At 71.6% G+C, this 9,803-nt stretch carries 14 protein-coding genes; 7 read left to right on the top strand and 7 right to left on the bottom strand.

Annotation, left to right across the window (positions count from 1 at the left end):
- Positions 1–132: 132 nt before the first annotated feature.
- Entirely contained in the window at positions 133–1,161 is a 1,029-nt protein-coding gene (locus K8U61_RS23015) for a winged helix DNA-binding domain-containing protein (protein WP_224125352.1), read from the bottom strand.
- Positions 1,158–2,069, bottom strand: coding sequence for a Gmad2 immunoglobulin-like domain-containing protein (locus K8U61_RS23010; RefSeq protein ID WP_224125351.1), 912 nt, complete (start codon positions 2,067–2,069; stop codon positions 1,158–1,160). The genes K8U61_RS23015 and K8U61_RS23010 overlap by 4 nt, the downstream gene beginning before the upstream one ends.
- Positions 2,070–2,166: 97 nt before the next feature.
- Between K8U61_RS23010 and K8U61_RS23005 the strand changes: the two genes are divergently transcribed.
- Positions 2,167–2,505, top strand: a complete 339-nt coding sequence (locus tag K8U61_RS23005; RefSeq protein ID WP_224125350.1) for an HIT domain-containing protein — start codon at positions 2,167–2,169, stop codon at positions 2,503–2,505.
- A complete protein-coding gene (locus tag K8U61_RS23000) occupies positions 2,502–3,710 on the top strand; it encodes a hypothetical protein (protein WP_224125349.1) in 1,209 nt (402 codons plus the stop codon). The genes K8U61_RS23005 and K8U61_RS23000 overlap by 4 nt, the downstream gene beginning before the upstream one ends.
- Here K8U61_RS23000 and K8U61_RS22995 read toward each other — a convergent pair.
- The 4 genes from K8U61_RS22995 to K8U61_RS22980 are packed head-to-tail and all read right to left on the bottom strand — an operon-like array spanning position 3,707 to position 5,626.
- Positions 3,707–4,207 carry a GNAT family N-acetyltransferase gene (locus tag K8U61_RS22995; RefSeq protein WP_224125348.1) on the bottom strand — a complete coding sequence of 167 codons (501 nt, stop codon included), beginning with the start codon at positions 4,205–4,207 and terminating at the stop codon, positions 3,707–3,709. The two genes, K8U61_RS23000 and K8U61_RS22995, sit on opposite strands and share 4 nt — an antisense overlap.
- Complete coding sequence (locus K8U61_RS22990; RefSeq protein ID WP_224125347.1) at positions 4,204–4,602, bottom strand: arsenate reductase ArsC; 399 nt, start codon at positions 4,600–4,602, stop codon at positions 4,204–4,206. Before K8U61_RS22990 ends, K8U61_RS22995 begins: the two co-directional genes overlap by 4 nt.
- Complete coding sequence (locus tag K8U61_RS22985) at positions 4,602–5,270, bottom strand: aquaporin (protein WP_224125346.1); 669 nt, start codon at positions 5,268–5,270, stop codon at positions 4,602–4,604. The genes K8U61_RS22990 and K8U61_RS22985 overlap by 1 nt, the downstream gene beginning before the upstream one ends.
- A complete protein-coding gene (locus K8U61_RS22980; RefSeq protein WP_224125345.1) occupies positions 5,267–5,626 on the bottom strand; it encodes an ArsR/SmtB family transcription factor in 360 nt (119 codons plus the stop codon). Before K8U61_RS22980 ends, K8U61_RS22985 begins: the two co-directional genes overlap by 4 nt.
- Before the next feature lie 75 nt (positions 5,627–5,701).
- On the opposite strand from K8U61_RS22980, the gene K8U61_RS22975 reads away from it, so the two are divergent.
- The gene (locus K8U61_RS22975; RefSeq protein WP_224125344.1) at positions 5,702–6,181 is read left to right on the top strand and encodes an ArsI/CadI family heavy metal resistance metalloenzyme; all 480 of its coding nucleotides are present in this window, start codon (positions 5,702–5,704) and stop codon (positions 6,179–6,181) included.
- On the opposite strand, the gene K8U61_RS22970 is transcribed toward K8U61_RS22975, so the two are convergent.
- Complete coding sequence (locus K8U61_RS22970) at positions 6,169–6,438, bottom strand: hypothetical protein (protein ID WP_224125343.1); 270 nt, start codon at positions 6,436–6,438, stop codon at positions 6,169–6,171. The two genes, K8U61_RS22975 and K8U61_RS22970, sit on opposite strands and share 13 nt — an antisense overlap.
- Before the next feature lie 231 nt (positions 6,439–6,669).
- Between K8U61_RS22970 and K8U61_RS22965 the strand changes: the two genes are divergently transcribed.
- The 4 genes from K8U61_RS22965 to K8U61_RS22950 are packed head-to-tail and all read left to right on the top strand — an operon-like array spanning position 6,670 to position 9,782.
- Positions 6,670–7,695 carry a PhoH family protein gene (locus tag K8U61_RS22965; RefSeq protein ID WP_224125342.1) on the top strand — a complete coding sequence of 342 codons (1,026 nt, stop codon included), beginning with the start codon at positions 6,670–6,672 and terminating at the stop codon, positions 7,693–7,695.
- Positions 7,692–8,147 carry an rRNA maturation RNase YbeY gene (gene ybeY, locus K8U61_RS22960; protein WP_224125341.1) on the top strand — a complete coding sequence of 152 codons (456 nt, stop codon included), beginning with the start codon at positions 7,692–7,694 and terminating at the stop codon, positions 8,145–8,147. Before K8U61_RS22965 ends, ybeY begins: the two co-directional genes overlap by 4 nt.
- The gene (locus K8U61_RS22955) at positions 8,147–9,448 is read left to right on the top strand and encodes a hemolysin family protein (RefSeq protein WP_224125340.1); all 1,302 of its coding nucleotides are present in this window, start codon (positions 8,147–8,149) and stop codon (positions 9,446–9,448) included. The genes ybeY and K8U61_RS22955 overlap by 1 nt, the downstream gene beginning before the upstream one ends.
- Positions 9,441–9,782: a cytidine deaminase-like protein gene (locus K8U61_RS22950; protein WP_224125339.1), complete on the top strand. Its 342-nt coding sequence runs from the start codon at positions 9,441–9,443 to the stop codon at positions 9,780–9,782. The genes K8U61_RS22955 and K8U61_RS22950 overlap by 8 nt, the downstream gene beginning before the upstream one ends.
- Positions 9,783–9,803: the final 21 nt, after the last annotated feature.

The following is a 9,803-nucleotide window of genomic DNA, read 5'->3' as shown; positions in this document are numbered from 1 at the left end:
ACCAGGCCCTGCAACTCTCAGCCAGGTCGTCCCCGAAGAGCGACTCGCTCAGCTCGGCAGTGACCCAGCAGACCCGGGGTGCAGACAAGACGATTCGCCTCGTCCACCCCCAGGGTCAACCAGTGAGAGCCCTCAGCTGCCGAGGAGCGCGTCCGTCCGCTCCACCTCGGCGTCGAGCTCGCGACGCTCCGCGGGCGTCAGGTCGCGCAGCAGCTCCACGATCTCCACCCGGTCGTCGACCACCCGCCACAGACCCTCCAGCATCCCGTCCACCAGGACCACCATCGCGACCCCGCCGTTGGCGCCCATCCAGTGACGGCGCTTGTCGGGGGCGGTGACACGGTCGCGGTCGGCGTGGGAGAGCCAGACGTTGTCGTAGGTGCCGAGCAGCCGCACCGGCGCGGGTGCGTCCTCGTCCTCCAGGACGCCGTCGGCGACGTCGTAGAGCGTGCGGCCGCGCTCGTCCTCGTGGCGGGTCAGGTCCTCCATCCCGGCGAGCACGGGACCGAGGCGGGTCACCCCGGACCACGCCGTCATGTCGGCGGCGCCCGCCGGGCCGAACGCGCGCAGGTAGCGGCGCACCAGCTCCGGGAGGTCCGGGGCGGCCGGCTCCTCGCCGAGCCAGCGGCCCAGGTGGTCGTAGGAGATCCCGCCCGGTGCGTGCCAGCCCCCGCGCGGCGGCAGCTGCACCAGGGGGACGACGCCGCGCGCGAGCACGCCGAGGTCGGAGGCAGGTACGTCGGGCAGTTGCTCGGCGAGCGCGGTGGAGAGCTCGCGCTGGGTGACCGCACCGTCGGCGAGCGCCTCGTCGACCGCCGCCTCCAGGGCGAGCCGGTCGACGGGCGCGTGGTGGCGCAGCACCTTGTCGAGCGCGGGCTGCGTCCACGGCCGGAGCGCGAGGGCGTCGGCGGCGGTGTGCAGGTGGATGGTGCCGCGCAGGGTCAGCAGCCGGACCAGGCTGCGGTCCTCGAGACCCCGCGCGACGTCGTACGGGTCGAAGGAGCGGAGCCGCGCGTGCAGCCCGACGTACGGCGGGAGCACCTCCTGCGCCTGCACCCCGACGAGGTGCTCGACCAGGTCGGCGGCCGTGAGGTCGCTGCGCTCGAGGAGGTGCTGGCGGCGCAGCAGGGTCCGGTTGAGCCGGCGGTGAGTGAGGATCACCCGACCGTGAACTCCTTGGTGTCGACGGTCGGACCGGCGCCCTCGCCGCCCGACGGGTCGTCGGTGCTCGCGACGAACGTGTAGGTCCCGGCGTCGAGGTCGCTCACGTCGATGTCGGTCGACCACGGGTAGAGCTTGTCCATCCAGCCCGCGGCGGTGGCCGAGCCGTCCTTGACGGTGTCGCCGCCGGCGTCCTGGATCCGCCACACCACGTTGGCCTCGAAGGAGCTGCCGACGCCGGACGCGTGCAGCGTGCCGGACACGCTCTGGTCGGTCTCGGGGGAGGTGACGCTCATCAGCGCGAGCGTCCTGATCGGGTCGGCCTCGGAGAAGCCGTCCTCGGACGCGACCCCGAAGATCTGGGTCTGGTTGCCGTCGCCGTCGGTGAAGACCACCGGGCTCCGTCGCTGCAGCACGCCCTGCACGGTGTAGACGATCTGCTGGATCGCCATCAGCGCGTCGCGCTCGCTCATGCCGTCCGGCAGCCGGGTCCAGGAGTCGTCGGGGAGCGGGACGACGATCTGCTCGTCGTACGTGATGTCGCCGAAGGTGCCTGCGGGCAGCAGCGTGCCGTAGTCGGGGTCGAGCGCGTCGCCGGACGCGGCGAGGCTGAGCGCGGCGCCGGCCGAGCCGTCGGCGGCGACCTTGCGGAACTCGCGGTAGAGCCGCGTCCCCTGCGGCGTGTCGCCGACGAAGTAGACCGGGACGGTCGTGGTGTCCCCGCTGTCGTCGCTGCCACCGTCGTCACCCGCGTCGTCGGTCGCGCCGCCGTCCGTCGCCCTGGTGTGGTGCTTCGTCGGCCCGCTGGCCGGGCTCTGGTCGTCGCCCGAGTCGTTGCATCCCGCCAGCCCGCCCGCGGCCAGCAGGGAGGTGGTGAGGACGACGGCGAGCCGGGTACGACGGGTCATGGGCCAATCCTCCCGGTCCGGTGCCGGTCTGGCCGGGTGATCGGCCGCGTGTCGACGTCGTTCGGTCTACCCTCGGCCCAGAGGACCAGGAGGAGACGTGGCGGACTGCCTGTTCTGCAAGATCGTGGCGGGGGAGATCCCCGGCGAGGTCGTGCACACCACCCAGCGGACGATCGCGTTCCGCGACATCAACCCGCAGGCGCCCCTGCACGTGCTCGTGGTGCCGCGCGACCACTACGCCAACGCCGCCGAGCTGGCCGCGGGCGACCCGGCCGCGTCCGCCGAGCTGGTCACGACCGCCGCGGCCGTCGCGACCGCCGAGGGGTACGACGACTACCGGATCGTCTTCAACACCGGCGCCGGTGTCGGCCAGACCGTGTTCCACACCCACCTGCACCTCCTCGCAGGACGCTCCATGACCTGGCCGCCGGGATGAACCGCTCGCTGCGGAGGCTCGGGGCACTCGTCGGCGCGCTCGTGCTCGCCCTTCCGCTGGCCGGCTGCGTCCAGGAGGACGCGGACCGCCGTACCGGCTCGCCGGTCGAGATCCTCAACCCCGTCGACCCGCCCGAGGTCCAGGCCAGCCAGCTTGCGGCGATCGAGCCCGGCAAGCTGCTGCCACTGCGCGACGGCGAGCACCGGATGACGGTGACGATGCCGGAGGACTACACGCCCTCGGCGCCCAACGGCGTCGGCACCGACGACTACCGCTGCTTCCTGCTCGACCCGAAGCTGACGAAGGACACCTGGCTCACCGGCACCAACGTGCTGCCCGGCAACCCGGACGTCGTCCACCACGTGATCCTCTTCCGCGTCCCGCCCGAGCAGGTCGCCGAGGCCGAGGCCAAGGACGCCGAGACTCCCGACGAGGGCTGGACCTGCTTCGGCGGCACCGGCCTCGACGGCGAGTTCACCAACGTCGACGACGCCGGCTGGCTCGGCGCCTGGGCGCCCGGCGGCGACGAGGTGAAGACCAAGGACGGCTACGGCACCCGCATGGAGGCCGGCTCGCGGATCGTCATGCAGGTCCACTACAACCTGCTCAAGGGAGCGGCACCCGATCGCTCCAGCACGCAGATCCGGTGGATGAACGGCAACCGCGACCTCACCGCACTGCACACCTACCTGCTCCCGGCCCCGGTCGAGCTGCCCTGCCGGCCCGGCCACGACGAGTCGCCGCTGTGCGACCGGGACGCAGCGGTGGCGGACGTGATGGCGCGCTTCGGCGACGCCGGCAACACCAACACCCTGCTGCACCTGCTCTGCAACACCGACGTGAAGCCGTCCAACACCACCTCGTGCACCCGCACCATCGGGCGTCCCATGCAGGTGATCGGGGTGGCCGGCCACATGCACCTGCTCGGTCGCAAGATCAAGGTCGAGACCAACCCGGGCACCGACCACGCCCGGACCATCCTCGACATCCCGATCTGGGACTTCGACAACCAGGGCACCAAGCCGATCGATCCCGTCGTGCTCCAGCCCTTCGACACGGTCAAGGTCACCTGCCAGCACCAGCAGTGGTTGCGCGACCGGCTGCCGGCGTTCCAGGGACAGGACGAGCGCTACGTGATCTGGGCCGAGGGGAGCACCGACGAGATGTGCCTGGGCATCCTCCAGGTCGCGTACCTCGACGACTAGCCGACGCTCGGGCTGCGGCGCTCGACGAAGACGACGTCACGCCACTGCCCGGCCATCGGACCGTGCGTCATCCGACCGACGCGCGCCCGGACGCCGACCTCGCGGAAGCCGCACGCGCGGTGCAGCGCGAGGCTCGCGGTGTTCTCCGGGAAGATCCCGGACTGGATGGTCCAGATCCCCGCCGCCTCGGTCGACTCGACGAGGGCGGTGAGCAGTCGGCGGCCGACGCCCTGGCCTTGGACCGCCGGGTCGACGTAGACCGAGTGCTCGACGACGCCGGCGTAGACGCAGCGGTCCGAGACCGCGGAGGCGGCGACCCAGCCGAGCACGCGGTCCCCGTCGACCGCGACGTGACGCTGCGCGGGCAGCTTGCCGGCGTCGAAGTGCTCCCAGGTCGGGGGCTCGGACTCGAAGGTCGCGTGCCCCGTCGCGATGCCGGCGAGGTAGAGGCGCTCGACCCCGGGCCAGTCCTCGGCGGTCAGCGCGCGCACGATCATGCCGTCAGCTCTCCGACGAGGGTCTCGATGCGACGGCGGATCTCGTCGCGGATCGGCCGCACCGCCTCGATGCCCTGGCCCGCCGGGTCGTCGAGCACCCAGTCCTCGTAGCGCTTGCCGGGGTAGAAGGGGCACTCGTCGCCGCAGCCCATCGTGATGACGACGTCGGCCTCCTGCACCGCGGCGTCGGTGAGGAGCTTGGGCTGCTCGGCGGCGATGTCGATGCCCTCCTCGGCCATCGCGGCCACGGCGACCTGGTTGACCTGGTCCGCGGGCTGCGAGCCCGCCGAGAGGACCTCGACCCGGTCGCCCGCGAGGTGCTGGAGGTAGCCGGCGGCCATCTGCGAGCGGCCGGCGTTGTGGACACACACGAAGAGCACGGTGGGAACGGACATCACGCCTCCTGCGGGGTGGGGTGGAGCAGCAGGACGAGGCCGGCGCCGAGCGCCCCGCCGACGAGCTGCATGAGGACGAAGGCCGGGACCGAGGCCGGCTCGATGCCGGCGAACGTGTCGGAGAACATCCGCGCGACGGTCACGGCCGGGTTGGCGAAGCTCGTCGAGCTGGTGAACCAGTACGCCGCCGCGATGTAGCCACCGACGGCGAACGCGACGGTCTCGATGCGCGGCGAGCGGAGCGCGCCGAAGACGACCAGCACCAGGCCGAGCGTGGCGACGACCTCCGCGAGCAGCTGGCCCGAGCCTCCGCGCTCGTGCGCGGAGATGCTGACGGCGTCGAGCTCGAACATCAGGTTGGCGACGACCGCGCCGAGGACCCCGCCGGCCACCTGAGCGACGACCAGGGTGGCGGCGGTCGTCGTGTCGACCCGCCCGAGGGCCCGCTCGACCAGGGTGACCACGGGGTTGAACGACGCCGAGACGGGCTGCAGCGCGAGGATGAGCGCCACGAGGACGGCGCCCGTGGCCAGGCTGTTCTCGAGCAGCTGGAGGCCGATGTCGTCCGGGGAGAGGCGCGCGGCGGCGATGCCGGACCCGATCACGCCTCCCACGAGGAACGCCGTACCGACGAGCTCGGCGAGGCCGCGGCGCAGGAGCGGGGTCACGCGGTGACGCCCCCGAGCAGCGTCGCGAGGTCGCCGAGGGCGGCGGTGTTGACGCGGTAGTAGACCCACACGCCGCGCTTGTCGCGGTCGAGGAGCCCGGCCTCGTGGAGCAGCTTGAGGTGGTGGCTGATCGTGGGCTGCGAGAGGTCGAAGGCGTCGCCCAGGTCGCAGACGCAGGCCTCCCCGTCGGCGTGCGACGCGACCAGGGAGAGCAGGCGGAGCCGGACCGGGTCGGCGATCGCCTTGACCAGCGGCGCGATCCGCTCGGCAGCCTCGGCGGTGAGCGGCTCACGGGTGACGGGGGAGCAGCACGCGACCGCCTCGACCGGCGTCAGCTCGAGGAGAGACTTCGACATGCGTCGATATTGACAGATCCCGATGTCTGGGTCCAGTCTCATACATCGAAGTTCATCTATGTCTCAGGAGGAACCATGTCCCGACTCCAGCTGGCCCTCAACGTCGACGACATCGACGCGGCGGTCGACTTCTACGCCACGCTCTTCGACACCCCGCCGGCCAAGCGTCGTCCGGGCTACGCCAACTTCGCGGTCGAGAACCCGCCCCTCAAGCTCGTGCTCTTCGAGAACGCCGGCGCCACCGGCACGCTCAACCACGTCGGCGTCGAGCGGATGTCGATGGAGGAGGTCCAGGCCGAGGCCGACCGCCTCGAGGCGGCAGGCCTGACGCTCGACGTCGAGGGCGACGTCGTCTGCTGCTACGCCCGCCAGGACAAGCACTGGGTGACCGGTCCCGACGGCCAGCGGTGGGAGAACTACGTCGTCCTGGCCGACGCGCACCCCGAGCTCGAGGGACGGTCCGAGGAGGAGCTCACCCAGCTCGAGTGCGCCGCCGACGAGGCCGCGGGCGGCTGCTGCTCGGGCTTCCAGAACGCCGAGCCTCAGAACACGTAGCGCAGGCGCAGCACCGCGAAGACCACGGGCAGACCGAAGACCACGAGCATCGCCCAGGCGGTGATCCGGTGGAACGGCTTGGCCGGGTCGAGGGTGCCGGCGAAGTCGAGGAGGGCCCCGTCGGGCACGTGGTGGGTCAGCCCCATCCGGCGGGCCTCCTCGGGGAGGTGGTGGCCGGGGAACCAGGCCGGGGTCAGCTCGGGATCGTCCGGGTCCGGGTCCTCGTCCCACTCGTCGTACGTCTCGACCTCCCTCATTCCGCCACGCTACCGGGACCGACGCCGTCCGGGCGCTCGTCCGAACCGCGCAATTGCGCTGTTCTGACGGCGAATCTGCCCGAGCACTGTCCGAACCGCGCAATTGCGCTGCTTGGCACGGCGATCAGCCCCGCCTCCGCCGGTCGGCAACTCGCTGGGCCGCCGACCGCGGCTCCCGTAGCATGGATGTCGCTCAACCACCCGACAGAGAGGTCGCCCGCCCGGGCATCCATGACTGACAGCAACCCCCAGGGAGCACCCGCCAACGCCACCCGGCACACGGTCGTGGTCCCGACGAGCATCAACATGGTCAGCCTCCTCGGCCCCGGCGACGAGTACCTCGGGATCATCGAGGGCGCCTTCGACGCCGAGATCCACGTCCGCGGCAACCGGATCACCCTGCGCGGCGAGCCCGGCGAGGTCGCCCTCGCCGAGCGGCTGCTCGACGAGCTGGTCTCGATCATCCGCACCGGTCAGGGCATCACGTCCGAGACCGTCGAGCGGGTCCACGCGATGCTGCGCGCCGAGACGACCGAGCGCCCGGCCGACGTGCTGAGCCTCAACATCCTCAGCAACCGCGGCCGCTCGATCCGGCCCAAGACGCTCAACCAGAAGCGGTACGTCGACTCGATCGACAAGCACACCATCACCTTCGGCATCGGCCCGGCCGGCACCGGCAAGACCTACCTGGCGATGGCCAAGGCCGTGCAGGCCCTGCAGTCGAAGAACGTCAACCGGATCATCCTGACCCGGCCTGCGGTCGAGGCGGGGGAGCGGCTCGGCTTCCTGCCCGGCACGCTCAGCGAGAAGATCGACCCCTACCTGCGGCCGCTCTACGACGCGCTGCACGACATGATCGACCCGGACACGATCCCCAAGCTGCTGGCGGCCGGGACGATCGAGGTGGCGCCGCTGGCCTACATGCGCGGCCGCACCCTCAACGACTCCTTCATCATCCTCGACGAGGCGCAGAACACCACCCCCGAGCAGATGAAGATGTTCCTGACCCGCCTGGGCTTCGGCTCCAAGATCGTGGTCACCGGCGACGTCACCCAGGTCGACCTGCCGGGTGGCACCAAGTCCGGTCTCCGGGTGGTCGAGGAGATCCTCGACGGGGTGGAGGACCTCTCCTTCAACCGGCTCACCAGCCACGACGTCGTCCGGCACCGGCTGGTCGGCAAGATCGTCGCGGCGTACGACGAGTTCGACGCGCGCGCCGAGCTGAAGAAGACCACGACCCAGGGCGGCCGCGCGTGAGCATCGAGGTCCTCAACGAGTCGGGGCGCGACCTCGACGTCAAGCAGCTGGCGGCGCTGAGCCGGTTCGTGATGGACCGGATGCGCGTGCACCCGCTCGCCGAGCTCTGCATCAAGGCCGTCGACGAGCCGACCATCGCCCAGCTCAACGAGCAGTGGATGGAGAAGGAGGGCCCGACCGACGTGCTCGCCTTCCCGATGGACGAGCTGCGGCCCGGCATGGTCGACGAGGATCCCGAGGAGGGCGTCCTCGGCGACCTCGTCCTCTGCCCCGACGTCGCGGAGCGCCAGGGCGCGACCGCCGGCCACGGCACCGAGGCCGAGATCGAGCTGCTCACCGTCCACGGCATCCTGCACCTGCTCGGCTACGACCACGCCGAGCCGGAGGAGCACAAGGAGATGTTCGGCCTCCAGGACGAGCTCCTCGCCGCCTGGCGCTCGACCACCGCCTGATGAACGGTCACGACGTCTGGCTGCTGGTGGCGGCGGCCGCTCTCGTCGCGCTCGCCGGACTCTTCTCCGCCGCGGACGCCGCGCTCTCGACGTTCTCGCGCGCCCGGGCCGAGGAGCTCCAGTCGGAGGGCCGCGCCGGGGCCACCCGCCTCGTCGCGCTGCTCGACGACCCGCCGCGCTACCTCAACACCGCGCTGATGCTGCGGCTGCTGTGCGAGATCGCCGCCATCGTCCTGGTCACCCAGGTCATGCACGGCGTGTACGACGGCTCCTGGTGGCCGGCCGTGCTGACCACGATCGGCATCATGCTGGTCGTCTCGTTCGTCGCGATCGGCGTCGCCCCCCGCACCGTCGGCCGCCAGCACTCCGAGCGCGTCGCCCTGGCCTCGGCCGCGCCGCTCGCCGCGGTCACCGCCGTCCTGGGCCCGATCCCGCGCCTGCTCATCCTGGTCGGCAACGCGCTGACCCCGGGCAAGGGCTTCCGCGAGGGCCCGTTCTCGACGGAGACCGAGCTGCGCGAGCTCGTCGACCTCGCCGAGGCCTCGGCGGTCATCGAGTCGGGTGAGCGCCGGATGATCCACTCGGTCTTCGAGCTCGGCGACACCATCGCCCGCGAGGTGATGGTCCCGCGCACCGACGTGGTCTACATCGAGCGCCACAAGAACCTCCGCCAGGCCATGTCGCTCTTCCTGCGCAGCGGCTTCTCCCGGGTCCCGGTCATCGGCGAGAACCTCGACGACGTCCTGGGCGTCGCCTACCTCAAGGACATCGTGCGCCGCGACTTCGAGGCGCCCGACGTGGAGTTCACCCAGCGCATCGAGGAGATGATGCGCCCCGCCCACTTCGTCCCCGACTCCAAGCCCGTCGACGCGCTGCTCTCCGAGATGCAGGCGATGCGGCAGCACATCGCCGTGGTCGTCGACGAGTACGGCGGCACCGCCGGCCTGGTCACCATCGAGGACGTCCTCGAGGAGATCGTCGGCGAGATCACCGACGAGTACGACGAGGAGGAGGTCGAGGTCGAGACCCACGACGACGGCAGCGTCCGGGTCTCCTCCCGCTACCCGATCGACGACCTCGACGAGATCTTCGGCTTCGACGTCGAGGAGGAGGACGTCGACAGCGTCGGCGGCCTGATGGCCAAGCACCTCGGCCGGGTCCCGATCCCCGGCTCCCACGTCGAGGCCCACGGCCTCCGCTTCGAGGCCGAGGCCGCCACCGGCCGCCGCAACCGGATCGGCACCGTCCTCATCTCGAGGGTCCCGGTGCCCGACGACGACCAGGAGGACGGCGATGACTGAGCTCTCCGCCGAGGACAGGAAGCTGGTCACCCTGGCCCGCGCCACCCGTGCCCGCACCGGCGCCGCCGAGGGCGCCGCCGTCCGCGACTCCGACGGCCGCACCTATGCCGCCGCCACCGTCGACCTGCCCTCGCTGCGGGTCTCCGCCCTCGGCGTCTGCGTGGCGATGGCCGTCGCCTCCGGCTCGCAGGGCCTCGAGGCCGCCGTCGTCCTCACCTCCGCCGACGTCGTCTTCCCCGACGACCTCGCCGCGATCCGCGACTTCGCCGGCACCGGCGTCGTGGTCCACCGCGGCGACGTCAGGGGTTCGCTCCTGGAGACGACCGCGTCATAGCCTTCCCCCGACGCCGTCACG

Origin of the sequence: Nocardioides mangrovi (genome assembly GCF_020073815.1) — a bacterium.
In the GTDB taxonomy this organism is placed as follows: Bacteria; Actinomycetota; Actinomycetes; order Propionibacteriales; family Nocardioidaceae; genus Nocardioides; species Nocardioides mangrovi.
This window is presented reverse-complemented; position numbering and strand designations above follow the sequence as displayed.